Origin of the sequence: Alienimonas chondri (assembly GCF_013036045.1) — a bacterium.
Lineage (GTDB): Bacteria > Planctomycetota > Planctomycetia > Planctomycetales > Planctomycetaceae > Alienimonas > Alienimonas chondri.
The window spans coordinates 1-24,177 of the sequence record NZ_WTPX01000009.1 but is presented as its reverse complement, the minus strand read 5'-3'; the positions used below and the strand labels follow the sequence as shown (position 1 = coordinate 24,177).

The window sequence follows — 24,177 nt, the reverse complement described above, 5'->3', positions numbered from 1 at the left end:
CGGACGTCCCGGTCGCCTTTTTCTCCGTCCTATTTCATTGCGCCGCCCCGTGTCCGAACCTGGCGCCGATTCTGCGACGGACGATGTCGATCACGCGGCGAACGCCCGGATTCTGATCCTGTCCGGCCCCAGCGGCAGCGGGAAAAGCACCGTGGTGCGGGCGTTGGTCGCGGCGTGCCCCGAGCCGGTGCGGTCCTGCGTCTCCGCCACCACCCGTCCGCCGCGGGCCGGCGAGATCGACGGTAAGGACTACCACTTCTTGACGGACGCAGACTTTCACCGCCGGCGGGACGCGGGAGAGTTCCTCGAAACTGCCGAGGTCCACGGCCGGGGCTACTGGTACGGCACGCTGTGGTCGGAGATCGACGCGGCCGCTGCGGCGCAGGCGTGGGCGTTATTGGAAATCGACGTCGCCGGCGCCCGCACGGTGTTGACCCGCTACCCCGACGCCGTCACCGTCTTCCTCAGCACGTCCACCGAGGCGGAGTTCGAGCAGCGCCTGCGATCTCGCGGCACGGAGGGCGAGGAGGAGATCCGCCGTCGTATCGAAACTGCCCGGGCGGAACTCGCCGAGGCGGACGGCTACCGCTTTCGTGTCTACAATGACGACTTGCCGGCCGCGGTCGCACAACTGTGCGAACTTCTCGCGTCCCATTCGCCCTCCTGATCCCCACTTATAGGCCACCCCCCCGCGATGCTCGAGGCGTTCAAACAGGAAGCGATCGTGGACAAGGTCGGCGGACGGTTCAAACTGTCCACGCTGATCCAAAAACGGATGGTCGCCCTCAACCGCGGCGCCCGCCCGCTGGTCGAGATGCAGACGAACGACACGATGGCGATCGTCGTGCAGGAGATCCTGACCGACAAGATCTACCTCGATGCCTCCCAGAAGGTGCAGGTGCGCGAGCCGGCCGGAGGCGATGGCGGTCCGGGCGTCGAGGATCTTGGCCCGTCGCTCGACGATCTGTGAGCCGAACTTTTCGGAGTGAGTGCGGCCATGTCCGCTGACCACGCCGCCGCCGCGTTCCGGGATCGCGAGATTCTGCTGGGCGTGTGCGGCGGCGTGGCCGCGTACAAAACGGCCGACCTGTGCAGCAAGTTCGTGCAGGCGGGCGCCGGCGTGACCGTCGTGATGACCCGCGGCGCCGGCAGCTTCATCGGCGCGACGACGTTTGAAGCCCTCACCGGCAGGCCGGTGTACTCGGAGATGTACGCGCCGAAGGAACACCCTCGCGGAGAGCACATCGGACTCGCGGAGCGGGCGGAATTGTTCGTCGTCGCCCCCGCGACGGCTCACTTTCTCGCGAAGGCGGCGCTGGGCTTGGCGGACGATCTGCTCAGCACGCTCGTGTTGACATGTGAGTGCCCGACGCTGTTCGCCCCCGCCATGAATACCGCGATGTGGGAGTCGCCGTCGGTGCAAAGGAACGTCGCGACATTGCGAAGCGACGGCCACGGTCTCGTCGGCCCCGGCGAGGGCTGGCTCAGTTGCGGCCGTGTCGGGGCCGGTCGCATGGCGGAACCGGACGCGATCTTCACCGCCGCCGCGGGCGCCCTGCCGGCGGTTCGGGACGACGCATGAAAGTTCTCGTCACCGCCGGGCCGACGCGGGAGTATTTGGACGACGTTCGCTATCTGTCGAACGCCAGCAGCGGGAAGATGGGCTACGCGGTCGCGGCGGCGCTCGCGGCGGCGGGGCATGAGTGCGTGTTGGTCTCCGGGCCGGTCGGCCTCGCCCCGCCCGCGGGATGCGAGTTCGTCCCCGTCGAGACGACGGCCGAGATGCGAGCCGCGTCCGAGACGGCGTTCGCTCGGTGCGATGGCGTGATCGCGGCCGCGGCGGTCTGCGACTACCGCCCGGCCGTTCGCGTCGCCGGGAAGATTAAGAAGGACGGGGCGCCGGTCTCCGTCGAACTGATTCAGACCGACGACGTGCTCGCGGCGCTCGGCGAGCGGAAGAGCGCGGGACGAGAGGTTCCGCGATGGGTGATCGGATTCGCTTTGGAAGCGGCCAACCCGCGGGAGAACGCCCTGCAAAAATTGCGGGCCAAGCAGTGCGACCGCGTGGTCCTGAACGGCCCGGCAAGTATCGGCGGCGACCGGACCGCCGCCGAGCTGATCGGGCCGCGGGGCGAGGTCGTCGCGCGGTGGGAAGGCACGAAGCCGGCCGTCGCAGGCGAACTGGTGGATTGGATCGACGCTTGGGTCGCCGCGGAACGGCCCGCATAACCGGCTCGCAGATTCGATCTGGCAAGGCCGCAAGGTTTGCCAAATCGGACGGGGCGACGGGCGGCGGGGTGCGGTCGCGACGGTTCGGGGCGAACGGTCCGCATGCGAGCTTTCCGGGAGCTAGGTTTTCGGGCGCGGCCCGAGCTGGCGGCGCGGTATCCCGTTCCCCCGCCTCGCATCACCCGTGATCGACGTCAAACGCCTCGGCCAGGATCTCGCCGCGCTCGCCCTGCTGGCGGTGACGGCCTTCCTCGGGCTGGCGCTGTTCAGCTTCGACCCCGCCGACCTCGCCGGGGGGACGGTCTGGCCGGCCCACGAGGAGCCGGCGAACCTCTGCGGTCCCGCCGGCGCCCGTGCCGCGTGGCACCTCCGCAACCTGTTGGGACTGGGAGCGTGGTTGCTTTGGGTGCGGCTCGCGTGGGTCGATCTGCGGTTGTTCGCCCGGGAGGCGACCGCGGAACCGGTCTTGAAGCTCGTCGGTTGGGGGCTGACGCTCGTCGGCGTCTGCGCCGGTCTGGCGGCGTTGCTGCCGGGGGCGAACGCCGGCGTGCCGACCGGCGGCGGCGGGCTGCTGGGGGCCGGCTGCACGGCGATCCTCAACGACAACTTCTCCGCGGCGGGCACGGGGGTGCTGCTGGCCGCGATCGTGGCCGCCGGTCTGCTGCTGGCGGGTGACTTCGGCACGATCGGCGCCGTCGCGGCGACCGCCGGCGGGGCCGCCGCCGTCCCCTTCACCGCCGCGGGCCGGGCATTCGATCGCACGCGTCTCCGCGTTAGCCGCTGGCAAGCCGACCGCCGCGCTGCGGCTCAACAGCGTGCCGCGGAGCGAGAGGCGATCCAAGATGAAAAAGCCGCGAAGAAAGCGGCGATCGCCGCCGAGAAGCAGGCGCCTTCCGTTGAGCGTGTTCCTCCGAAGGCGAACGCGGAGGCGGTCGTCGCTCCCCCCGCAGAGATTCTCCCCGCCAAGGATCCGGACAAGAAATCGTTCCGCGTGAACCTCCCCGCCGGGCCGAAGCCCGCCGCGGCGACGCGGTCGCACACGCTGCCGCCGACCGATCTGCTCGAACCGCCGGAGCCGTTCCCATTCGAGGAATTGGCCGAAAAGGCGCGCGTCGCTGCCGAGACGTTGGAACAGACGTTCTCCGACTTCGGCCTGAACGTGACGGTCTCCGAGATCGATACCGGCCCGGTCGTCACCCAGTTCGAACTGGACCTCGAGAAGGGGCTGCGGGTGAACAAGGTCGCGGCGCTGGCGGACGATCTCGCCGTCGCGTTGCGGGTGCCCGCGGTGCGAATCGTGAACCCGATCCCGGGCAAGAACACCGTCGGCGTCGAGGTGCCCAACGACACCCGCGTGATGGTCCGGCTGCGTGAGATCGCCGAGACCGCCACGGGCGCCGACGACATGGCGATTCCGATCTTCCTCGGCAAGGACGTCTCCGGCGCCCCGCTGGTGGTCGATCTCGCCAAGATGCCCCACCTGCTGATCGCCGGTCGGACGGGCACCGGAAAGTCGGTCTGCCTGAACACGCTGATCCTCTCGATGCTGCTCTCCCGCACGCCGGACGAGGTCAAGATGCTGATGATCGACCCGAAGATGGTCGAACTCAGCCCGTACAAAACGCTGCCGCACCTTATGCATCCGGTCATCACGGACATGAAAAAGGCCGAGGCGGTCCTCGCTTGGGCCGTCGACAAAATGGAGGAGCGCTACGAGCTGCTGGCCCAGTGCGGCGTGCGGCACCTCACCGACTTCAACGAGATGCCCCGGGCCACGAAGCTCGACAAAATGGGCCTGTCCGAGCTGCACGAGGAAGCGGACGCCCTCACGGAGAAGATGCCGTACATCGTCATCGTCGCGGACGAAATGGCGGACCTGATGATGACCAACGGCAAGGAGGTCGAGTCGCACATCATCCGCCTCGCCCAGAAGAGTCGTGCGGTCGGGATTCACCTCGTGCTCGCCACGCAGAAGCCGACGGTGGACGTCATCACCGGCCTGATCAAATCGAACCTGCCGGCCCGGATCAGCTTCCAGGTCGCGTCGAAGTCCGACAGCCGTGTCGTGCTGGACGAGTCCGGCGCCGAGCGTCTGCTGGGCAACGGCGACATGCTCTACCTCACGCCCGGCACCAGTTCGCTGGTGCGGAGTCAGGGGGCGTTCGTCGGCGGTTCCGAGATCGACCGCGTCATCGACTTCTTCGGCGACTGCGAACCGGAGTATGACGAGAGCATCGAGCAGGCCACGACCGCCGGCTCGGTCGGCGGCGGCGAGGGCGGCGGCCTGCACGGCAGCGCCCGGGACGACATGTACATTCAGGCGGTGGAGTGCGTCGTTCGCGAGGGCCGCGGTTCGACCAGTCTGCTGCAACGGGCGTTGGGCGTCGGCTACGGCCGGGCGGCTCGGATGATCGACCACATGGCCGAGGACGGCTTCCTCAGCGGCCACAACGGCTCGCAGGCCCGCGAGGTGCTGCTCGACGTGGAAGCGTTTGAGGAACTGCGGGCTGCCGGGTGACGGATAAGGCCGCCGGTCACTCCCGCGCCGGCCCCGGCGCTGGAACCGACCGACTCGGCGGCCCCTCGGCAAACAGCTTCAGCCACGATCGCGTGAGGGCGGCGCCGAGGTCGTCTCGCTCGGCGAGTTCCTCCGGCGTCGCCCCCCAATAGAAGCCGATCCAACCGTCCGCGTGGACGGCGGAGCGCTCGATAAACGTGCCCAATTCCTCCGCGGAGCACTTCAGCGGAAACGTCTCCTCGATCACCACCGGCTTGCTCTTCGCGAAGCCGGAGACCATCGCCAACGCGTCGTCGAGCTTGCCGGATTCGGGATAGATGTGGACGCAGATGAAGTCGAGTTCCGCCGCGGCGATCTCCGGGGTGATGCCGGCGAACGCACCGGGGTTCTTCGGCGGGTGTGCAATTAAACCGAGAGTGATCAGCGTCTCCGCGTCGTGCCGACGGATGGCGGCGGTCATCGCGCGGATCCAGTCCCGGGCGATCGCGCCGCGGTCCCGGTCGGCCGGATCGAGGCTGAGAAACTGCACGAAGTGTTTCCCCGCGAACGCCCCGCCCAACCAATCGTCCCGCACCCCGCCGGCGGCGAGCGGTTCGTTCATCAAGTCGTAGCAAAACACCGTCGGGTCGTGTGCGCAGGTCTTCGCCACGGCCGACCAGAAACGCCCCTGCACCGCCCAACGCTCAGTCTCGGGTAGGGCGTCGTACCACGCGGGGACGTCCGCTTTGTGGTAGCAGCCCAGCCCGGTCAGGTCGAGCCGCAGGTCGTTCTCCCGCGCCAGCGCCAGCAGGTCTTTCAGCCGAGCGAGATTCTCGGCGTTCGGGCGCTCCGCCGTCTCCATGAATCGGCCGAGTTGCAGGTGCACCCGGACGACGTTCGCCCCGAGCTGTCGCATCTCGGCGAAGTCCTCGCGGACCGTCGGCCATTCCTCGTGCCAGTAGTCCTCGATCAGCCGCCCGTCGCGGTCGTGATCGTAGTTGAAGCCCCAGGGAACGAAAGGTCGATCGCCCGCGAGAAACCGCGATCCGCCTTCGGAGACGCGAATCCTTTCGGGGGCGGGCACTGAGTCCGGTTCGTCCGCCGTCCCCGAAGCGAGCTGGCCGACGAACGCGAGCCCTAGCGCCAGCAGGAGGCGAGCGGTCGTCACAGATCCCGCTTCTGAGCGAGCTGCACTTCGATGCCGTCCGGATCTTTGAAATAGGTGCGGCCGGAGGTCTGCCGCACTTCGCGTCCCTCAGCTTTCAGCTTGCGGGCGGCCTCCAGCGGGTCGTACTCGTCGATGCCGAAGCAGAAGTGGTTCAGCCCGGGCGTCTCTGATTGAAACAACGCGACGAAGAACTCGCCGTTCTCTCGACCGAGAAAGGCGCTGCGGTCGTTCCCACGGATCTTCTTCAAGCCGAGGTGTCGTTCATAGAACGCGACGGAGCGGTTCACGTCGGTGACGTCCAGGGCGATGTGGTCGACATTCCGGCCGGAGAACAGCGGCTTCGCATCCGCCGCGTCGTCCTCTCTCTCCTGCGCCGCGGCGGAGCCGGCGAACGCCGACGCGGCGCCGAGGGCGGTGAGGCCGGCGATCAGGTCGCGGCGGGAGAGGCGGCCGTCGTCGTATTCCGCGACGAGGCTGGCTGGATCGGGGGACACATCGAACTCCGGGCAAGGTGGGCGGGGCGAAGTTCAGCTTACCGCGTCGGCGGAATCAGCGGATGGTGCGGAGGGGCCGGGCGGAATCGCTCCGTCAGACTGCCGACGACGGGCGCCGCTTTTCGCCAGGTCGGCACGCTGGCGCGACGGTTCAGGCCGTCAATCTCGGTCGCCTCGACCCGATCCAACAGGCCGCCGTAGATCGTCGTCCCGCCGCCGAACACCCCCGCCGCGGCTCGCGGGGAGGCGGTGCGGCTGGGCACGCAGTCGCCGTCGTGAAAAAGAACGAACCACCGGCGGAGGCAATGCGGGACGCACGAGAGGTTTCAGAAGGCCTGCCGTGACGCTGTCCCCGTCGTCTGAACGCACCGTACCCCGCCCGGGCGCATCCGTTTCGGATCCCTTCGGCGGTGGATGTGAGGGACGGGCCCGATATAAAAGAGTTACGATGACAGACACTCCCGCCCCCGCCGACGATAAATCCGATGACGACTCGCCGGATCGGGAGCGTCACACTGTCGGTCGGCTGCGGCGGTGGTCGGCCCACCTGCTGGGCGGCGCTGCGGCTCTTCTCCTGCTCGCCACGGTGCTCGGTTACTTCGGCGAGCATGCGTGGCTTCTGGACCTGACGAACGAGTGGCGGCTGCAGTACGCGCTGCTCGCACTGCTACTGACCGCTGCGCTGCTGGCCCTCCGGTCGTGGAGGTGGCTGGCGGTGGCGGGCGTGGTCGCCGGACTGAACCTCTGGGTGATCCTGCCCTGGATGATTGGCGGCGGCCCTGAGGTTCCGCCTGGCGTCGCGGACCGCGACCTGCGATTGATGACGCTCAACGTTCGCGTTTCAAACGATGACTTCGCACCGCTCCGGCAGCTGCTTGCCGAGGCAAAACCGGACGTGGCGGTGCTGCTCGAAGTCGATCGTGAGTGGCTTGCCGAGATTCGCGAATTGTCAGCCGGCTACGAGATCGTCGATACGCCCACGCAAGAGCGGTTCGGTACGCTGCTGCTCAGTCGCCGGCCGCTCAAGGACGTAAAGTTTGAGAGCTTCGGCGAGAAATGGTCCTCCAGCATCATTGTTCAGTTGGAGGTGAACGGTCAGCCGGTGACCGTTATCGCCACGCACCCGCCGGCGCCCATCAGCACAAAGACCTGGCGGAATCGCAATCAACACTTGCGGGAGCTCACCCGCTACGTCAACGGTATCGACACGCCGGTACTCGTTGCCGGCGACCTGAACGTGACGATGTGGTCGCCGCACTTTCGCCGTTTGGTTGATGAGGCGCAGCTGGCCGACGCCCGCGACGGGTATGGGCTGCTGCCGACGTTCCCGGCGACAAGACTGGGCGTGGGCTTTGGTTGGCCGCTTCGGATTCCGCTTGATCACGTGCTCGTCAGCGAGGAGTGGGCCACCCTGGACTGCGACACCCCGCCCGGCATTGGGTCGGATCATCTTCCGGTTAGCGTCGACGTCGCGCTGCCTCCCGCGCCGTAAACGACGGCAGCGAAAGCGGGAGTTTGGCAATGCGAGGGGCGTCGACCGCCCCGCGCGAGCTTGGTTCCGAACTACTCCGCACACCATTCACTGTCGTTGAGGTGAGCGTTGCCGGCCAAATCTGTCAGGGCCGCCAGCGCTCTGCAAAGCCGCCGGCCACAGCGGCAGCCTTCCGCCAAGCGGGCACTCGCACCCGGCGGCGTAGCACGTCGATCCCCGCGTGCTCCGCCTGGTTCAACAGGTCGCCGTAGATGCGGGTCATGGCGTGCAGTACGCCGCGGCCATGGGGGGAAACGTGTGCGAACAGCGGCTTCGCTCGATCGTACTCATGACGAACCTCCTCGACCTCGCAGCGCAGCAGCCGTTCGAGCCGGTGACGGATCGCCTCTCCGTCCCGAATCTCGTCCAGCCCGTTTCCGAGCAGATCGGCCGGTTCGACGCCGAACTGTGCGAGCCGCTCCGCGGGGAGATACACGCGGCCGGTCGCGGCGTCCTCGGCGAGGTCGCGGAGTATGTTCGTTCGCTGAAACGCTCGCCCGCAGGCCAGCGCCGGCTCCCGGGCCGTCCCGTCCAACTGCTCGCATCCCCAGACGTGCAGGCAGCACAGGCCGACCGCCCCGGCCACGTGATAGCAGTAGTCGTCTCGTTGGGCGGCCGTCTCGAAGAACGTCCGGGGTTCGCCTGGAGCGGCTTGCGGGCCGGCCAGGTCCGCTGCGACGCCGTCGATCACATCCAACGGCAGATGCACGGGGATGCCGCGTCGCCGTACGACGTCCATGAACGCGGCGAGATAGGCGACCGAGGGATCGACCGAGTCGCCTCGCAGCGCCGCTTCAGTCCGCGAGCGCCAATCTTCAATCGCCCAGCGACGCCGATCGAGCGGTTCGTCGGGGTCGTCGCCGAGGTCGTCCGTCACCCGCATGAAGGCGTAGAGCGCGCCCATATCCCGCCGCTGATCCGCCGGCAGGGTGAGGAAGGACCAGTAGAAATTCTTCCCGGTCCGCCGGGCGAGACGGGTGCAGTCGGCGAAGGCGGCGTCGAGATTCGGCGGGGGGGCGGCGCCGCTCAACGCGTCACCAGACGTCGGAGGCTTCGGCTCATCGCTCCGGCGAGCAGCGCCGCCGCGTCCCGCTTTCCCACCGTCGGCCGCGTCTCCCACACCTGATAGTCGATCCCCCGCAGCTTGCGGCAGATCGTCAATCCTCCTGCGGCGAACAGGTCGATCGCGGCCCCGAATCGACCGCCGAGCCGATCGGCCAACGGGCGCCCGGCCCCCAGAAGGTCCGCCGCCCGGTCGACCTCGAACCGCATCAATTCAAGAAACGCCGGCGTCGTGCGACGCGCCTCGTAGTCCTGCAGCGAATACCCGAATCGGTCCAGATCTTCCGTCGGCAGATAGCGGCGGCCGATGTCCGCGTCGCGATCGACGTCCTGCCAGAAGTTGATGAGCTGCAACCCGGTGCAGACCGAGTCCGACCGGGCCACGTTTCGTTCGTCGTACGCGCAGAGCAGTCGCAACACGATCCGGCCGACCGGATCGGCACTGCGGCGGCAGTAGTCGCGGAGCTCGGCGAAGGTTTCGTACGCCGTGACGGTCTGGTCCTGCTCGAAGGCGGAGATCAGGTCAAGAAACGGTTCCGGCGTGAGACCGAAGCGCTCCGCGGTCGGCTTGAGCGCGACGAACACCGGATGTCGCGGCGATTCTCCCGCGAACATCGCCGTGGTTTCGCTCCGCCACCAATCGAGCAGCGCCAGCGATTCGCTCGTTCCCTCCACCTCGTCGCCGAGGTCGTCGGCCCAACGGCAGAAGGCGTAGACGGCGTGGAAGTGCGGCCGCAGCGTCGCCGGGAGCACGACGGAGGCGACGGGGAAGTTCTCGTAGTGCCGCGTCGCCAGCCGGTGCACGTGCTCCGCGGCCTGCCGGTCGCTGGCAGGTTCGATTGCGACCCTCTGCGGCATCCATCCTTCCAGATGTGCGGGAAGATCGGCGGCGGCGGCAGTCATGATCACGACGTTCCGTTATAACCGCCCCCCGCGCGACCGTCCTTGCCGCCCCCGCCGGTCGCCCGAAGGATGTCCCTTCATCGTTCTCTTCCCCCCTCGCTGGCGCGTCGGGTTCACCGAAGACTTCCCGCCGTGTCCGTTTCCCCCTCCCCGACCTCGACGACTGATCCGCTCGCGGGGACGGACCCGCCGGCCGAGGCCGTCGCGTCGACCGACTCCGCCGCGGCGCCGGCGACGATCCCCCGGATCGCGATCGTCGGTCGCCCGAACGTCGGGAAAAGCAGCCTGTTCAACTGGCTCGCCGGGGAGCGACTCTCCATCGTCGATCCGACCGCCGGCGTGACCCGCGATCGGCTCACGCACCTCATGCATGAGGGCGGCCGGTACTTCGAACTGATCGACACCGGCGGGATCGGGATCGTCGACTCCGACGCCTTGGAAGAGGAGATCGAGGGACAGATCCGCGTGGGCCTGGAGATGGCCGACGTGCTGCTGTTCGTCGGCGACGCCCAGACCGGCGTGCTGCCGCTGGACCGGGAAGTCGCGAAGCGGCTGCATCCGCTGGGCAAGCCGTTGGTCATCGCGGCCAACAAGTGCGACAGCCCGAAGATGGAGTCGGACGCCGCGGAGTTCCTCGAATTGTTCGACGCCCCGCTGCTCGCCACGACCGTGAAAGGGAATCGGGGCCGCGACGCCCTGCTCTCGACGCTGGTTCAGGCGCTGCCTCCCGCCGGCGAGGGAGAAGCCAGCGGCGGCGCCGAACTCGCGGCCGATCCAGTGATGAAGCTGGCCGTCGTCGGTCGTCGGAACGTCGGCAAGAGCACCTTCCTCAACGCCTTGGCCGGCGAGGAACGGGTGATCGTGTCCGAGGTCGCCGGCACCACCCGCGACAGCATCGACCTGCGGTTCGAAGTGGACGGTCGCTCGCTGGTCGCCATCGACACGCCGGGCGTGCGCCGCAAGAAAAGCTTGGCAAACGACGTGGAGTACTACGGCACCGTCCGGGCCCAGCAAAGCATTCGCCGGGCGGACGTGGTGCTGATGACCTTCGACGCGACCCGCACGATTTCCAAGGTCGACAAGCAACTCGTCGCGGACATCGTCGAGGCGCACAAGCCCTGCATCTTCGTGGTCAACAAGTGGGACCTGGCCCTGGAGAAGGAGATGACCAGCGAACGCTGGGCGGAGTACCTGGAGAAAACCTTTGCCAACATGCGCTACGTGCCGGTCGCGTTCCTCACGAGCCAGGCGGGCCGGAACGTGCGGCCGGTCGTCGACCTGGCTCAGAGCCTGTTCAAGCAGGCTCGCGAGCGGGTCGGCACCGGAAAGCTGAACACGGTGATCCGAGCGGCGATCGAGAAGAATCCGCCGCCGATGCGGAAGAATCGACGACCGAAGATCTTCTTCGCCACGCAGGTCGCGGTGACGCCGCCGACGATCGTGCTCAAGTGCAACGATCCCGGACTGCTCGGGGACGATTGGAAGCGGTACCTGCTGACGCAGATGCGGGATCGCTTGCCGTTCCCGGAGATCCCGATTCGACTGTACTTCCGCCCGCGCGGCAACGAAGAGGAGCCGACGCCTGGCCGTCGGTGAGTCGCGATCGACGGGCCGTCGTTGTCTTCAAGGTTGTGTTTCGTAACCGCTGTACGGGGCGTGCGGGGCGTACGGGTCGCTCCGGTTTGGGCCGGCGGCCTGCGAAGCGACCGTGAACCTGACCGATGGCGTCGGGGATGGAACGCCCACCCCGCCCCCGCCCCGCCGTCACGCTCGCCCTCTGCGGCGCTGCGCTGACCGTGGGAACCGCCGCGGTCGTCCTGCTGGCCCCCGGCCCGCCGGAGTCGGTCCGAGGCACGTTGCATAGCGCCGAGGATCTCGTGCGAGCGCCGAGCGGCGGTCGGGTGATGCGCTGGTTGGCGGAACCCGGCACGACCGTTCGGCCCGGCGATCCGTTGGTTGAATTGGAAGACGCGGACCACGCCGCCGAACTGGCGGCCGCGGAGGCCGCCGTCGCGAAGGCCGCCGGCAAGCTCATGGCTGCGGAGAAAGCGGCCGAATTGGATCTGGCATGGCGACGTTCGGCCGTTCGTCGGGAACTGCACGAGGTACGAACCGAGACGGCGGAGTTGCTCCGCGATCGATTCGACGCCGCGCTCACCGCGGCGGCTGAAGGTGACGTCCCCCCGCGCGGCGGCATTCCCGCCCGCACCGTCAGCATGCGGAACCACACGGCAGCGTCCGCTGCCACGTCGACCAACGCGGCGGAGGTGTTGGAGGCCCGGCTCGCGCTGTGCGATGTGCGGGAGGGAGAATTGCTGGATCTGCTGGAGCGTCTGCCCGCCGCCGTCTCGGCCGCGACGGGCACCCCCGCCGCCGCCGCGGCGTTGGCTGAGGCGAAGGCGGAGCGGGACGCCGTCGCTCAGGCGCCGACGACGCTCACCGTGCACGCCGCCCGGCACGGTCGCGTCGGGCGTCGTGCGGTGGCGCCGGGAGCCACCGCGGTCGCCGGCGAACCGCTGACCGCCGTGCGGGACGACGCCCGGCCGTTCGTCACCGCCCTCGTTCCCACTGGCCGGCTCTCTCGATTCGAAACCGGCGCCGACGTCTCCCTGCAGTTCGGCGAGGCCGACCGCCGCGACGGCTATCTCGGTCGGGTGGTCGCCGTGGCGCCCGAAGCGGGAGACGGGCTGGCGACGGTGCGGATCCTGCCGACCGGCCCGCTCTGGCCGGATCTCCCCGAGGGCGCCGTCTGCGACGTCCGTCCCGCGGATTGAAGCGGGAGGCGATCCGGTTGCTGCCTGGCCGCGTCGTCCGTTAGTGCGGCATGGTGATCGACCGCGGCGCCGGGTCCGGGCCGCGGTCGCCGGCGTCGTCCGCCGCCTCGACCGTGGCGATCGCATCCAGATCGAACGGACCGTGATCCGTCCAGCCGTCGGAACCCGCGGCGACGAGCCAGAGCTCTCCCCGGACCGAGCGCCGCCCGTCCGGCGTGCCCTCGATCATGGCGCCGTCGTTCAACGTGACGCGGACCGCGCGACTCTCCGCCGGCGGGGTGAGACCGGGGACGCAGAGAACCGGAAACCGTTCCCACGCCCAGGCCCACAGCGTTTCCCGGGCGCCCACGTCGCCGGCGAGGTCGGCCCAGGCGCTCTCCGCGAGACGCAGATCGGTCCGGTTCGCCGCTCGGCACCACGGCCGCAGCACGGTCTCGATCCACTCCCGTCGAGACGCGACAAGTCCCGCGAAGCCGGGTGGTCCGGCGGCGGGCGACCCGACGGGGGCCGGTTCTGCGGCGGACGGCAGAGCGGCCGGCTTCTGGTTCACGGGAAACTCGCGGGGGAACGTGAGGGACGGGAATCGATGTTCTATGCTGCCCGATCGTCCCGGACGCCGCGAGTCGCGTCTCGGGCGTCCTTTCGCAACCTTCCCACGCCGGCCCGCCGCGGTCGGGGAACCTGACGTAGGCCGCCTCTCTCAATGTCCGCCGCCGTACTCGACGCCCCCCGCCCCACGCCCGCCGGCCCGTCACAGTTCCCGGGGGAAGAAACGATCGCCGAGGTGGATTTCGTCACGGAGATGAAGCTTCGTACGTGGGCGCGTCAGCGTTACTGCAACGCCGGCGCCCGGGAGCCGGACTGGCACCCGGTGATCCTCGACGAGATGCGACGCATCGACGGCGAGGTGTGGGCTTAGGGCGGCACTGATGCGGGCGATCAATTTTCCATTGCGAACGCCGCGAAGGCAGCTCTCAGCCCATCGTCACAGGGAACGGCGAAACCTCCAATGGTGGCATTGCCGAGGATGTCTACGCCGGGATCGCCCGCCGCCAGTGCCTTCCCCAAGACCCAGCCGACGGCCGCGTCGAACTCGTCATCGTCCTGCGGCTCCGGCACCACGGCGATCGCCTCCACTACGTTGTCTGAGAGGACCGCCCCCCAAGTCTCCAGAAGTTCGGACCACAGTGCGGCGACGGCAACGCCAGCCTTTGACCCCTTGTAGGCCCAAAGTCTGTTGGGCTCGCCGGCGAGCCGCAGCCAGAGCCACGCAGCGACGGCGGGGTGCGACTCCACCACCCGGCTGCCGCCGCGGGCAAGTTCGGCTGCTTCGGAGGTTAATCGAAACGGAAGTTGATCCTGCCGCAGTCCGTACCGCCCGCAGATTGGCAACCCCAGCGAGGCCCGCGTGATCGCCCAATGCGAGCAGCCTGAGTATGGCAGGACCGAGATGCCCTTCGGCGCGCGATAACACGTCGCGGTGCGAGAGAAAAATCGCTCGATGGTTCGCTGTGAATACGCTGACCGACTCTGCGAACCCAGTGGCGGGCCGGTCAGTGGGGCGTCCCAGAGCAAGAGCACGTCACCTCGCCCGGCGAGTTCGTGGCATAAGTCCGGCAGATCCAGTGCTGGTACGCGGCGAAAGTCCCCGTCACAGACGACTGCCTCCTTAGTAGGTGCCGGGTCGATTGAAACGACGTACATCGGCTTCACTGTGATATATGCATTCGGACGGTCAGCGGCGCCCTGTCTGTACGACCTGGTTCGCTCGCCCCACCCCCGAGCCTACTCCGCGAAGTCCACGTCGCCCACGGCGAGGCCGACGACGCCCGCGGTCCCCTGCCCCGGGAAGAACGGGCCGACGCGGCGGTCGAGGGGGAACAGCAGCACGGTGTCGTCGTCGGCGGTCAGAGCCTTGTCAGATGCGTACTCCGCCGCGTAGCGGGCCGTGTTCGAGAGCCGCACGTCATTCAGCACGCCGGTAAACGGGCGGGTGAGGGCGCCGTTCCCGTCCGTGTCGGCCCCGAGGTACAGCGGCAAATCGTTGAGGGTGCGGACGCCTTCGCCGGGCGCGGCGCCGACCGGCTTGCCGTCGATGAATAGCTGCACGCGAGCGCCGTCCCAGACGCCGGCGAGCCGATAGCTCTGGCCCGCCGTGAGCTTCTGCGGACTGACCGCCGTGACGTACTTGCCGGCGCCGGCGCCGGGGGCCGTGAGGTGCACGTCGAACTGCGGGACGCCGTCGTTCATAAAGAAGGCGTACTCGCTGCCCTGCGTCTTGGCGACGATGCCGCAACCGCCCGTCAGCGCCGCGGCGTCCGGCGTGATCGTGCACTCCAGCGTGAATGGGCTGTCCGGGGCCAGGCGAAATGCGTCGTCGTCAACACGGATCGCGGAGCCGCCGTCCAGACGCACGCCGCGATCCTCGGCGCCGACGAAGAACTCCTCGGACAGCGTTCCCAACTCCACGTCCATCGGGATGGTGCGGGTCGGCAGGGAAACGCGGGCGTCGCCGTCGATCAGGTCCGTGTCGAGCACGAACTGCGGAACCGTCTCAGGCAGGCGGTCGTCGCGGAGGGCGTAGGAAAAGGCGAACTCGGCGCTTTCACCGCCCTCGATCGTGGCGTGCAGGTGGTCCGGGGCGAACCGCCAACCGGCTTCGACGCCCCGCGGCGCCATTTCGACCTCCACGGGGCGATCGGTCGGATTGGCGAACTCAGCGACGTACTCCCCGATCACCGGCCCGTCGCCGAGGGTCAGCGGGGCGGACGTCCGCTTCAGGGCAATCCGCCGCACTTCGTCGAGCATGGCCAGTCGCTCCGGCGTGTATTGCCGCGGATCGGCGACGGCGCCGACCGGTAACATCGCGACGGTCATGCCCGCGTGGTTCTGTTCGGTGGGTTCGACGTCCGGATCGCGGACCGTCACGATGTGCATGTGGTGGACGTAGCCCAGCGTCGGCATGTGACCGGGCATCGCTCCGCCGGTGGTCGCGAGGGCGTGATAGGCGATGCCTTCCTTCACCCCGTCGTACCGCAAGCGATGGATGTGGCCGGCGAAGACGGCGCGGACGTTGCCGGCGTCGGCAAGCGTTTTGTGCACCACGTCCCAGTTCCCATCCGCATACCCACGCCCGATCCAGCGGGGATGGTGCAGGAAGACGAAGACGTGCTTGCTGTCCTTCAGTTGGGCTAGCGCCTGCCGGACGAAGGCCAGCTGTTCGTCGCTCATTGTCTGGGCGGAGCCTTTACTGAAGGTCTTCTCGCCGGTCTCCGGGTCGCCCTCGTCGGAGTAGAGCACGAGGAAGCCGCAGTCTTTGTGCTTGAAGCTGTACCACAGCGGACCGAAGTGCTTCTCGTATTGCGGCTCGTGCTCCCCCTCAGGTTTCGGACCGGAGCCACGCCAGTAGACGTCGTGGTTCCCGGCGACCGGGAACCAAGGCATGTTTAAACCGGACATCACCCCGCGGAACTCCCGCATCTGGAGCATCCACTGGGGCGTTTCGTTGTAGCCCTGGACAAGGTCGCCGACCGTCATGACGAGGTCCGGGTCGAGCAGGTTGGTGTCCTTCACCGCCTGCTTCAGAACCGCGATGCCCTCCGGCTGACCGCCGGTGCGGTCGCCGTAGATGACGAACTGAAACATCCCCTCCTCGTTCGGAGGCGCGACCTGTTGCCCCTCGTTGGGGCGAGTCGTGAAGACCGACGCCGCGGCCGCTTCCTCATGAGCGTGCTCGTGAGAACCGTCCTCCCCCGGCGGGTGGCCGAAGGCCGGGGTGGCGGCGAGCAGGAACAGGAAGGCGTTTCGCATGCAGGACAAGCTAACGACTCGGAATCCGCACGTCGGGCCTGTGCGGTGAAGATTGCGTTCAGGCGGCGAGTCGACGGGCGTGCAGAACATCACGTTCGCCTAGCGGACGCACCGTGTCGGCGGGCAGCGAAAGCACCGCGACGGTCCCGCCGGCTCCATTGAAGAACTCCACTTCAACGCCCCGCTCCCCGTAAATGTGCACGACGGTCCCGACATCGCCGGCGCTCAGCCCTTCCTCCGGGCAATCTTTGGTGAGGGCGACGCGGGAGTGCTCGGCGGGCATTGTTTCAATTCAGGTAGGCGGTGACGAGACGTGGCGGGGCGTTGCCGGCCGTCATCCACAGGGCCGCCTCACGGTCCGCACAGCGGACCCTACGCATTCGGTCGCGGCGGGTCTTCCTTCAGCGGTAGCGAAATCCGCTGGCCCGTGCGCTGGCTCTCGTAGATCGCGAGGATCAATTCGACGCTCTTCCGGCCCTCGCGACCGTCGACCAGCGGGGCGCCGCCGGCGTCGATCGCGTGCAGGAAGTCTTTGAGTTGATCGCGGTGTCCGGCGTGGGAGATCGCTTTGGGGTCGGCGGCCCCGCCGCCGATCGTGTCCGGGGCGGCGAACTTTCGGCGGACGTCGGCGTCGGCCTCAGTTTCCTCGGCGAACTTCCACAGCAGCACGCTGTCCTGCTCCACGATCGCGGAGCCGGCGGTGCCGTGCAGCTCGGTCTTCTTGAGCAGGCCCGGCCAGACAGCGGTGCTGGCTTCCAGCGTGCCGAGCGCCCCGTTGGCGAATCGCACCGCGGCGACGGCGGCGTCCTCCACCTCGATCCGCTCGTGGGCCAGCGTACCGGTCACGGCGCTGACCTCGACCACGTCGCCCATGAACCACAGCAGCAGGTCCACGTTGTGGATTGCCTGGTTCATAAAGGCGCCGCCGCCGTCGAGTTCGTAGGTGCCCCGCCAGCCGCCGGAATCGTAGTATTCCTGCGAGCGCCACCACTTCACATAGGTGTCGCCGAGCGTCAGCTTCCCGAACCGGCCGTCGTCCACGGCCTGCTTCAAGGCGACGTTCGCCGGGCTGAAGCGGCTCTGCATGATCGTGCAGAGCTTCACGCCGGCCGCGTCGCAGGCGTCGATGATCGCATCGCAGCGGGCGAGCGTGACCTCCAGCGGCTTTTCGACGACGACGTGCTTGCCCGCTTCGGCCGCGGCGACGGCGATGTCCCGGCGGGCGCCGCTGGGGGTGTTGATGCAGACCGCGGTGATGCGGTCGTCCGCCAGCAGGGCCTCGAGCGAATCAAACGCTTGTCCGCCGTGCTCTTCGGCGAACGCGGCGGCTTTCTCCGGCGTGCGGTTGTAGCAGCCGATCAGTTCGGCGTGCTCCAGTTCCGCGATCGCCGCGGCATGAAACGCGGAGATCGAGCCGGTGCCGACGATGCCGAAGCCGTGCATATTGAAAAAGGCGTAAGGCGTAAGTGGAGAGGCGTAAGTGACGGAAGAAAAGAGGCGATACGAAAGGCTGCTTACGCCTTACGGCTCGCCCCTTACCCCTAGGTCAAAGCGACGCGGCAGAACTTCTTCTTGCCGGCCCAAACGAGCAGGCCGTCGCTCACCGCGACCTGCTCGTCATGGGTGAGAACCGGCGATTTGTCTGCGCCCAGCTTCATGCCGCCCTGCTGGATCAGGCGCCGGGCCTCGCTTTTACTGCCCGTCAGCTTCAACTCAGCGAGCAGGTCGACGGCTTGCATCAGCCCGTCGGCGGGCGCGGACAGCGGGCGATCGGGGATGTCGGCCGGCAACCCGCCGCCGCCGATTTCCTTCTGCCAGCGATCCGCGGCGGCGTCGGCCTCGGCGGGGCTGTGGTAGCCGCCGATCACGCTCTTGGCGAGCGTCACCTTCGCCTCCTTCGGGTGTCCGGTAATGAGAACGTCGATCTCCTCGGCCGGTCGGTCGGTCAGCAGGGTGAAGTAGTCCCGCAGGTTGTCGTCGGAGACCCGCATGAACTTCTTCATCTGCTCGTACGGCTCTTCCGCGATGCCGATGTAATTCCCCAGCGATTTGCCCATCCGTTTGACTCCGTCGGTGCCGACGAGGATCGGGCTCATCACGCCCACCTGCCCCGCCTGCCCGGCGTTCGCCTGGTAGTCGCGGGCGAGCATGAAGGTGTAGAGCTGCTCCGTTCCGCCGAGTTCCACGTTGGCTTGAATCTGCACGCTGTCCCACGCCTGCATCACGGGGTACAGGCACTCGTGCAGGAAGATCGGCTTCTCGTCCCGATACCGCTTGGCGAAGTCGTCCCGCGTGAGCAGCTGGGCGACGGTGACCTGACCACACAGGCCGAGGAGTTCGCCGAATCCCATCGGATCGAACCAGTCGCCGTTGCGGTGCACCTCCGCGCGAGACAGGTCAATCACCTTGCCGCATTGGTTGAGGTAGTCCGCGGCGTTCGCGTCGACCTGCTCCTTGGTCAGTTTTTTTGAACGCGCTTCGTCCCGGCCGGACGGATCGCCCACCCGGGCGGTGGCGTCGCCGATGATGAGCACGGCGGTGTGCCCCAACTCCTGGAACTGCCTTAGCTTCCGCAGGGGCACCGTGTGGCCGAGGTGCAGATCGATCCCGGTCGGATCGATGCCGTACTTCACCCGCAGCGGCGTGTTCGTCTCGCGGCTTTTCTGCAGCTTCGCCCGCAATTCGTCCTCCGGGACGATCTTCTCGACGCCCCGGGTGAGCAGTTCCAGCTGCTCGTCGACGGGGGCGAAAGACACGGCGGGGGCGGATCGAAGGGGAGGCGGGACGGAAGTCGGCAGGGTCGTCGCCGGGACGCGGCGATTCAAGCGGCGGCGCCGAAACCGTCTAACAGGGCCCAAGCGAGCATCAGGGCGTTGAACCCCGCGTGGGCGATGATCGCGGGCAGGATCGACCCCGTCCGCTCCCGGCTCCACCCCAGCACGCAGGCCAGCACGAACAACGGCGCCCAATCCTGAACCGGGTGCAGCAGGGCAAACAGTGCGGCCGAAGCCATCACCGCGGGCACGACCGTCACGCCGGCGGTTCGGAGCGATCCGAGCAACAAACCGCGGAATAGCAGTTCTTCCCCGATCGGCGCGAAGACGACGGCGCTCAGCGTCACGGCCGCCCAAGTCGACGGCGTTCCTTCCAGCAATCGCAGCAGCATCTCATTGCCCCCTTCCTGCGTCCGAAAGAAAAGGGTCGCCGCGAACGCGATCGCCGTCGGGGGGAGCGCCAGCAGCAACGTCAGGAGGCCGTCGCGAACGCTGGCGAGACTCGGCAGACGGCGTGGAGTCGATCGGTCGACCGCGAACGACCAGAGCGCCGTCGCCCCGCACGCGATTAGCCCCGCTCTCGCCACGGATCGTGCGAGCGGGGAGAGGTGATCTCCGGGCAGCCCGCCGGCCAAGGCCGTGGCCAGAACCCAAATGCCGGCTCCGGCCGCCGCGCCCCACAGGGCGACCGAGGGCAGCGGCCTTTGGGGAAGCAGCGATTCGCCCCGCTGACGCCGGGACGCCTCGATTCCCCACATGCCGACGCCGCAGGCGACCGTGAACAGGGTCAGCGACAGGCCGGGCGGAGGAAGAATCACGTTTTCACTGTAACCTGCCCGCATGGCGACGATCCTCGACAAGATTTTGACCCGCACCCGGACCGACCTCGCGGCCCGGGAAGCGACCGTTCCGCAGTCACGACAAGAGGCGTTGGCCGCGACGACCCCGCCGGCTCGCGACTTCACCGGCGCCCTGCGTCCGGAGAACCGCGACGAAGGCACGCCGCTGGCGCTGATTGCGGAAGTGAAGCGGGCCAGCCCGTCCGCCGGCCCGATCGCCGAGGCGGCCGATCCCGTCGGCGTGGCGACGATCTACGACGCGGCCGGCGCCCAGTGCGTCAGCGTGCTGACGGACGGCCCGTTTTTCGGCGGTTCGCTGGACGACTTGAAAGCGGTTCGATCGGCGATCGATCGGCCGGTTCTCCGCAAGGATTTCATCGTCTCCCGCTATCAGCTCGCCGAGGCCCGCGCCGCCGGCGCGGATGCCGTGCTGTTGATCGCGGAGTGCCTGCCGGGCGACGAACTGGCCGTGTTGCACGCCGCCGCGGGCGAGTACGGCCTGCATACGCTGATCGAACTGTATGAACCGGAGAACATGCCCCGCGTCGCCGCCCTCGCCGCGGCGGCCCCGGAGCGAACCTCGATCGGGGTGAACAACCGCGACCTGCGGACCTTCACGGTCGATCTGGAACATTCGCTGAAACTCGTCGCCGATTGCCCCGCGGGCGTGACGTTCGTCTCGGAAAGCGGCATCCGTACCCGCAAAGAGATTGACCGACTGGCCGCCGCGGGCGTGGGCGCCGTGTTGATTGGCGAGACGCTCATGCGGGCGCCCGATTCGGCCGCGAAGGTGCGGGAGTTGGTGGGCGGTTGAGGATCGCCGGACTGAGTCGTGACGGCTCGAACGGTTACGCCCGTCGCTTGCGGTTTCGCGGCGTGAACAATTCTTGGGGATCCGCGAAACCGTAACCGACGATGACCGGGAATCGTCCACGCTCCTTCAGACGCTCTCGTCCCCATGTCCGTCGAACACGTCCTCTGCGTCCCTGCCGCTCGCTTCCGGGAGCTCGGCGAGTTTCAAGGATTTCGCGCCGACACCGCCTCCCTCGCCGATTTGCTCGACCCGGCGAACACCCTCTACCTGCCGCGGCCCGAGGCGGAGGAAGATCCTTCCCACAAGCAGCTTATCCCATATTGCGTGCTGATCGCCGCCGTGGCCGAGGAGGACGGAACGGCGGGCGAGCGGGTCTTTGCCTATCGCCGCGGCGCCGGCGGCGGGGAAAAACGATTGGCGGCGAAGATCTCCTGCGGCGTCGGCGGGCATATCTCGACCGTCGACCGGGACGCCGCGGGGGATACCTATGAGGCGGGCATGTCTCGAGAGTTGGAGGAAGAAGTTTCGATCCCGGGCGGGTACGGCGAACGTCTGGTCGGCCTGATCAATGACGACGAGACGGAGGTCGGCCGGGTGCATCTCGGCGTGGTGCACCGGCTTGACCTATCCGCGGATCATCCGGCAAATCCGCACGACCCGCAAAGTTTTCCACGAGTGGCGCTGCGGGAGGCGTCGATGATCGAGGCGGGGTTCCACGACCCCGCGGCTCTGCTGGCGAACCCGGCAGCGCTGGAATCGTGGAGTCGCATCGCACTGGAAGCGCTGTTTCCCGCCGTCGCTCGCTCCTGAACGCGAGCATGTCGAATCGGGAGGGAGCGGGAACTTGCGTAAGGGGTTTCCCCGGTGCGCTCGGCTTGCTACAACGCTCTGACCCGGCAGGACGCCGGTATTCTCCCCGCCCGTGACGAAGGAACGTCCCCGATGCCGGCTTCGGACTTCACGCCCCCCACTCCGTCCGGCTCTCCCCGTGCGGACGTTACCCCGGCTGCCCGCGGTCTGAGTCGCCGCGTGTTCGGCGCCGCCCTCGCCGGCGCCGCGAGCTTCGCCGCGTCCGGTTCGCTGCTCGCTCAGGAAGCCCCCGCGGACGCGGAGCCGGACGTCGAACCGCTTCCCCCCGGCGGACTGACGGAAGATTCGTTGGGCGCCCTGCTCTCCGCGATCGGCCTGAAGCCGTCGAAGGAAAAGAGCCGCTTCGATTTTCAGTTCAAAACCACGCTCGAAGAGGAGCAGTGGGACTTCACGATGTCCGCGGTGCTCTCCCGCAACCAGCAGAGCCTGTGGGTGATGGCTTGGTTGGACGAACTGCCCAAAAGCGCCGCCGCGGTGCCCCGCAGCGCCCTGTTGAAGATGCTCGCCGCGAACGATCGGATGGGGAACGGCAAGTTCTTCGCCTACATTCCGGCAAACCGTCGGTTCGTGCTGCAGCGGGTGGTGGCGAACACGGAGATGTCCAACGCGAAGGTCCGCGGTCTGCTGATCGATCTGGGACGCAGCGTGCGGTCCGAGTACGGTGTGTGGAGTACCGAAGGCTGGGTTGAGAAGGTGCCCGCTGCGACCAGCGCCGCCGCCCCCGCTCGGCTGCCGGCCACGCGGGTCTCGACGAACGACCCCCGGTACAGCGACGTCAGCCGGAACTAGCCGACGGCGGGCCGACCGGCTCCGCCGTCCCGCCATCCCACCGTCCCGTCGATCAGGTCTCCGCGACGCAGTTCTCCTGATGAAGACTCCCGCGACCGCCCGGCAGCGAGCCGAATACGCGGCCTTCCGGTGCGTCGCAGGATTGGTCGCCGCTCTCCCCGCCCCCGCCGCCGCGGCCTTGTGCCGCGGGCTGGCGGCGGTCGTGTGCGCCCTGCCGCACAAGATCAACCGCGGCAAGGTCGCTCGGGAAAACCTCGCCGTCGCGTTTCCCGAGCTCTCCCCGCAGGAGGCCGACGAACGCATCAGGGGGATGTGGACGCACCTGTTCCGTCTGGTGACGGAAATGGTGCTCTTCGAGCGCAAAATGCGGCTGGGGAACCTGATGGACGTCATCAGTTTCTATCATCGGGACGAGACGACCCGCGCTCTCAACAGCGGCCGACCGCTGATCATGTTGGGCGGACACTTCGGGAACTGGGAAGTCTCCGCAGCGTCGTTCGGAGCGTTCGGGATCCCGATCTCCGTGGTGGCGCGAGACATGGACAACCCCTTGATTCACGAGTGGTTCGCCGGAAAACGGCGGGCCAGCGGCGGGCGGTTGATCTCGAAGAAAGGCGGCGGCGGAGAGGTCACGGAAGTGCTCGAATCGGGCGGGATCGTCGGCTTGCTGGGCGATCAGGACGCCGGTTCGCGGGGCCAGTTCGTCCCGTTCTTCGGCAAAGATGCCAGCACCTTCAAATCCATCGCCCTGCTGGCCAGCGAGTACGACGCGCTGGTGCTGGTCGGCTATGCCCGTCGGCTGCCGGACGACTTTCGCCGCAATCGATGGGTGCGGTTCGAGGTCGGCACGGAGGCCGTCTTCGACCCCCGCGACTTCACGGCGGAATCGGCCGTGAAGGACCTCACCGCGGCGTACACCGCGGCTATCGAACGGGTCGTCCGCAAAAGCCCGGAGCAATACTTCTGGGTCCATCGACGTTGGAAGAGCGTCCCGAAGCCCCGCGGTCGCAAGGCGCGCGAACGCGCCGCGGCGCTGGCCAAGGAAGAGGCGTTGACGAGCGAAGCGTCCTCCGCCGACCGCGCCAAGGCCGCGTGAGCGTCCCGGTTCGCGGCCAATCGGTTTAGAGTGGGGTATGCCGCTCGCACGCCTCTGTTCCGTCCAAGATGTCCGGCCCGGGGATGGCGGGGAGTTTCCGGTGGGCGATCGTCTGATCGCCCTCTTTCGACTCGCGGAGCCGCAGGACGGTCGCGAATGGTTCGCGCTCGACGGCTTGTGCCCGCATGCCGGCGGACCGCTGGGCGCCGGAGCGCTCACCGGATGCGTCGTCACCTGCCCCTGGCACGGCTGGCAGTTCGACGTGACAGACGGCGGGCACAGCCTCACCCCGCAAATTCGACACGAAACGTTTCCGGTCTCGGTGAAAGACGGGTTCGTGTGGGTGGAATTGCCGGACGACGCCTCGCGTTGATCGACGGGCGATGCGGGCGCGATGCCGCCGGGGGCGCGAGCCGTCCGGTCCGGCGGACTTTGCCGGCGAGCGGGGTCGGCCCGAACGTGCCGGCCGGAGCGGTCGATAGGAGCCTCCGGCCGCTATGCCCCGAGACGCGCCGGCCGTTCCCGTT

26 protein-coding genes are annotated in these 24,177 nt (G+C 68.0%); 14 read left to right on the top strand and 12 right to left on the bottom strand.

Annotation, left to right across the window (positions count from 1 at the left end; genetic code table 11):
* Window positions 1–49: 49 nt before the first annotated feature.
* From gmk to LzC2_RS22725, 5 genes are all read left to right on the top strand, one after another.
* Complete coding sequence (gmk, locus tag LzC2_RS02625) at window positions 50–667, top strand: guanylate kinase (RefSeq protein ID WP_171183448.1); 618 nt, start codon at window positions 50–52, stop codon at window positions 665–667.
* Between the two features lie 27 nt (window positions 668–694).
* On the top strand, window positions 695–970 hold the full coding sequence (locus tag LzC2_RS02620) for a DNA-directed RNA polymerase subunit omega (RefSeq protein ID WP_171183446.1): 276 nt from the start codon (window positions 695–697) through the stop codon (window positions 968–970).
* 27 nt (window positions 971–997) lie between these two features.
* On the top strand, window positions 998–1,582 hold the full coding sequence (locus LzC2_RS02615) for a flavoprotein (RefSeq protein WP_171183444.1): 585 nt from the start codon (window positions 998–1,000) through the stop codon (window positions 1,580–1,582).
* A complete protein-coding gene (locus LzC2_RS02610; protein WP_171183442.1) occupies window positions 1,579–2,229 on the top strand; it encodes a phosphopantothenoylcysteine decarboxylase domain-containing protein in 651 nt (216 codons plus the stop codon). Before LzC2_RS02615 ends, LzC2_RS02610 begins: the two co-directional genes overlap by 4 nt.
* 184 nt (window positions 2,230–2,413) lie before the next feature.
* Complete coding sequence (locus LzC2_RS22725; protein WP_171183440.1) at window positions 2,414–4,747, top strand: FtsK/SpoIIIE family DNA translocase; 2,334 nt, start codon at window positions 2,414–2,416, stop codon at window positions 4,745–4,747.
* A 16-nt stretch (window positions 4,748–4,763) separates the two neighbouring features.
* Here LzC2_RS22725 and LzC2_RS02600 read toward each other — a convergent pair whose 3' ends face one another.
* From LzC2_RS02600 to LzC2_RS02590, 3 genes are read right to left on the bottom strand one after another with little or no spacing between them, the layout of a single operon-like run.
* Window positions 4,764–5,894, bottom strand: coding sequence for a cellulase family glycosylhydrolase (locus tag LzC2_RS02600; protein ID WP_171183438.1), 1,131 nt, complete (start codon window positions 5,892–5,894; stop codon window positions 4,764–4,766).
* On the bottom strand, window positions 5,891–6,388 hold the full coding sequence (locus LzC2_RS22000) for a VOC family protein (RefSeq protein WP_171183436.1): 498 nt from the start codon (window positions 6,386–6,388) through the stop codon (window positions 5,891–5,893). The genes LzC2_RS02600 and LzC2_RS22000 overlap by 4 nt, the downstream gene beginning before the upstream one ends.
* A 38-nt stretch (window positions 6,389–6,426) precedes the next feature.
* Window positions 6,427–6,651: a hypothetical protein gene (locus tag LzC2_RS02590; RefSeq protein WP_171183434.1), complete on the bottom strand. Its 225-nt coding sequence runs from the start codon at window positions 6,649–6,651 to the stop codon at window positions 6,427–6,429.
* Window positions 6,652–6,836: 185 nt separating this feature from the next.
* Between LzC2_RS02590 and LzC2_RS02585 the strand changes: the two genes are divergently transcribed.
* Window positions 6,837–7,880 carry an endonuclease/exonuclease/phosphatase family protein gene (locus LzC2_RS02585; RefSeq protein WP_171183433.1) on the top strand — a complete coding sequence of 348 codons (1,044 nt, stop codon included), beginning with the start codon at window positions 6,837–6,839 and terminating at the stop codon, window positions 7,878–7,880.
* A 124-nt stretch (window positions 7,881–8,004) separates the two neighbouring features.
* On the opposite strand, the gene LzC2_RS02580 is transcribed toward LzC2_RS02585, so the two are convergent.
* Both LzC2_RS02580 and hpnC read right to left on the bottom strand, forming a co-directional pair.
* Entirely contained in the window at window positions 8,005–8,949 is a 945-nt protein-coding gene (locus LzC2_RS02580; protein WP_171183431.1) for a phytoene/squalene synthase family protein, read from the bottom strand.
* Window positions 8,946–9,884: a squalene synthase HpnC gene (gene hpnC / locus LzC2_RS02575; RefSeq protein ID WP_246254683.1), complete on the bottom strand. Its 939-nt coding sequence runs from the start codon at window positions 9,882–9,884 to the stop codon at window positions 8,946–8,948. The genes LzC2_RS02580 and hpnC overlap by 4 nt, the downstream gene beginning before the upstream one ends.
* 237 nt (window positions 9,885–10,121) lie before the next feature.
* Between hpnC and der the strand changes: the two genes are divergently transcribed.
* Both der and LzC2_RS02565 read left to right on the top strand, forming a co-directional pair.
* Window positions 10,122–11,480, top strand: coding sequence for a ribosome biogenesis GTPase Der (gene der, locus LzC2_RS02570; protein ID WP_414636408.1), 1,359 nt, complete (start codon window positions 10,122–10,124; stop codon window positions 11,478–11,480).
* Window positions 11,481–11,617: 137 nt separating this feature from the next.
* On the top strand, window positions 11,618–12,658 hold the full coding sequence (locus LzC2_RS02565; RefSeq protein ID WP_171183427.1) for an HlyD family secretion protein: 1,041 nt from the start codon (window positions 11,618–11,620) through the stop codon (window positions 12,656–12,658).
* A gap of 40 nt (window positions 12,659–12,698) precedes the next feature.
* Here the strand turns inward: LzC2_RS02565 and LzC2_RS02560 are convergent, their stop codons facing one another.
* The gene (locus tag LzC2_RS02560) at window positions 12,699–13,208 is read right to left on the bottom strand and encodes a hypothetical protein (protein ID WP_171183424.1); all 510 of its coding nucleotides are present in this window, start codon (window positions 13,206–13,208) and stop codon (window positions 12,699–12,701) included.
* Between the two features lie 153 nt (window positions 13,209–13,361).
* On the opposite strand from LzC2_RS02560, the gene LzC2_RS02555 reads away from it, so the two are divergent.
* Entirely contained in the window at window positions 13,362–13,577 is a 216-nt protein-coding gene (locus LzC2_RS02555) for a hypothetical protein (RefSeq protein WP_171183401.1), read from the top strand.
* 20 nt (window positions 13,578–13,597) lie between these two features.
* Here LzC2_RS02555 and LzC2_RS22720 read toward each other — a convergent pair whose 3' ends face one another.
* The 6 genes from LzC2_RS22720 to LzC2_RS22715 all read right to left on the bottom strand — a co-directional run bounded on the left by LzC2_RS22720 (window position 13,598) and on the right by LzC2_RS22715 (window position 20,060).
* A complete protein-coding gene (locus tag LzC2_RS22720; RefSeq protein WP_315854503.1) occupies window positions 13,598–13,954 on the bottom strand; it encodes a hypothetical protein in 357 nt (118 codons plus the stop codon).
* Window positions 13,955–14,443: 489 nt separating this feature from the next.
* Window positions 14,444–16,468: a LamG-like jellyroll fold domain-containing protein gene (locus tag LzC2_RS02545; RefSeq protein WP_171183420.1), complete on the bottom strand. Its 2,025-nt coding sequence runs from the start codon at window positions 16,466–16,468 to the stop codon at window positions 14,444–14,446.
* A 58-nt stretch (window positions 16,469–16,526) separates the two neighbouring features.
* On the bottom strand, window positions 16,527–16,751 hold the full coding sequence (locus LzC2_RS02540; RefSeq protein WP_171183418.1) for a DUF4926 domain-containing protein: 225 nt from the start codon (window positions 16,749–16,751) through the stop codon (window positions 16,527–16,529).
* Window positions 16,752–16,840: 89 nt separating this feature from the next.
* Window positions 16,841–17,911: a Gfo/Idh/MocA family protein gene (locus LzC2_RS02535; RefSeq protein WP_171183416.1), complete on the bottom strand. Its 1,071-nt coding sequence runs from the start codon at window positions 17,909–17,911 to the stop codon at window positions 16,841–16,843.
* A 98-nt stretch (window positions 17,912–18,009) separates the two neighbouring features.
* Window positions 18,010–19,224, bottom strand: a complete 1,215-nt coding sequence (tyrS, locus tag LzC2_RS02530) for a tyrosine--tRNA ligase (protein ID WP_171183413.1) — start codon at window positions 19,222–19,224, stop codon at window positions 18,010–18,012.
* Between the two features lie 65 nt (window positions 19,225–19,289).
* On the bottom strand, window positions 19,290–20,060 hold the full coding sequence (locus LzC2_RS22715; protein WP_171183411.1) for a CPBP family intramembrane glutamic endopeptidase: 771 nt from the start codon (window positions 20,058–20,060) through the stop codon (window positions 19,290–19,292).
* Window positions 20,061–20,082: 22 nt separating this feature from the next.
* On the opposite strand from LzC2_RS22715, the gene trpC reads away from it, so the two are divergent.
* From trpC to LzC2_RS02500, 5 genes are all read left to right on the top strand, one after another.
* On the top strand, window positions 20,083–20,895 hold the full coding sequence (gene trpC / locus LzC2_RS02520) for an indole-3-glycerol phosphate synthase TrpC (protein WP_171183409.1): 813 nt from the start codon (window positions 20,083–20,085) through the stop codon (window positions 20,893–20,895).
* 144 nt (window positions 20,896–21,039) lie between these two features.
* A complete protein-coding gene (locus LzC2_RS02515; protein WP_171183407.1) occupies window positions 21,040–21,705 on the top strand; it encodes a phosphoesterase in 666 nt (221 codons plus the stop codon).
* Between the two features lie 132 nt (window positions 21,706–21,837).
* Window positions 21,838–22,554 (top strand): hypothetical protein, encoded by a 717-nt coding sequence (locus tag LzC2_RS02510; RefSeq protein WP_246254680.1) that lies wholly within the window; start codon window positions 21,838–21,840, stop codon window positions 22,552–22,554.
* 79 nt (window positions 22,555–22,633) lie between these two features.
* Window positions 22,634–23,650 carry a lysophospholipid acyltransferase family protein gene (locus LzC2_RS02505; protein ID WP_171183405.1) on the top strand — a complete coding sequence of 339 codons (1,017 nt, stop codon included), beginning with the start codon at window positions 22,634–22,636 and terminating at the stop codon, window positions 23,648–23,650.
* A 37-nt stretch (window positions 23,651–23,687) separates the two neighbouring features.
* Window positions 23,688–24,023, top strand: a complete 336-nt coding sequence (locus tag LzC2_RS02500; protein WP_171183403.1) for a Rieske (2Fe-2S) protein — start codon at window positions 23,688–23,690, stop codon at window positions 24,021–24,023.
* Window positions 24,024–24,177: the final 154 nt, after the last annotated feature.

Bases quoted from the DNA above. Each gene is read 5' to 3' on its own strand.
- LzC2_RS02615 (WP_171183444.1), top strand. From the start codon at position 998: ATGTCCGCTGACCACGCCGCCGCCGCGTTCCGGGATCGCGAGATTCTG.
- hpnC (WP_246254683.1), bottom strand. From the start codon at position 9,884: ATGACTGCCGCCGCCGCCGATCTTCCCGCACATCTGGAAGGATGGATG.
- LzC2_RS02610 (WP_171183442.1), top strand. From the start codon at position 1,579: ATGAAAGTTCTCGTCACCGCCGGGCCGACGCGGGAGTATTTGGACGAC.
- LzC2_RS02500 (WP_171183403.1), top strand. From the start codon at position 23,688: ATGCCGCTCGCACGCCTCTGTTCCGTCCAAGATGTCCGGCCCGGGGAT.
- LzC2_RS02545 (WP_171183420.1), bottom strand. From the start codon at position 16,468: ATGCGAAACGCCTTCCTGTTCCTGCTCGCCGCCACCCCGGCCTTCGGC.
- LzC2_RS02620 (WP_171183446.1), top strand. From the start codon at position 695: ATGCTCGAGGCGTTCAAACAGGAAGCGATCGTGGACAAGGTCGGCGGA.
- LzC2_RS02535 (WP_171183416.1), bottom strand. From the start codon at position 17,911: ATGCACGGCTTCGGCATCGTCGGCACCGGCTCGATCTCCGCGTTTCAT.
- LzC2_RS02515 (WP_171183407.1), top strand. From the start codon at position 21,040: ATGTCCGTCGAACACGTCCTCTGCGTCCCTGCCGCTCGCTTCCGGGAG.
- LzC2_RS02540 (WP_171183418.1), bottom strand. From the start codon at position 16,751: ATGCCCGCCGAGCACTCCCGCGTCGCCCTCACCAAAGATTGCCCGGAG.
- LzC2_RS02510 (WP_246254680.1), top strand. From the start codon at position 21,838: ATGCCGGCTTCGGACTTCACGCCCCCCACTCCGTCCGGCTCTCCCCGT.
- LzC2_RS02585 (WP_171183433.1), top strand. From the start codon at position 6,837: ATGACAGACACTCCCGCCCCCGCCGACGATAAATCCGATGACGACTCG.
- LzC2_RS02555 (WP_171183401.1), top strand. From the start codon at position 13,362: ATGTCCGCCGCCGTACTCGACGCCCCCCGCCCCACGCCCGCCGGCCCG.
- trpC (WP_171183409.1), top strand. From the start codon at position 20,083: ATGGCGACGATCCTCGACAAGATTTTGACCCGCACCCGGACCGACCTC.
- LzC2_RS02505 (WP_171183405.1), top strand. From the start codon at position 22,634: ATGAAGACTCCCGCGACCGCCCGGCAGCGAGCCGAATACGCGGCCTTC.
- LzC2_RS02565 (WP_171183427.1), top strand. From the start codon at position 11,618: ATGGAACGCCCACCCCGCCCCCGCCCCGCCGTCACGCTCGCCCTCTGC.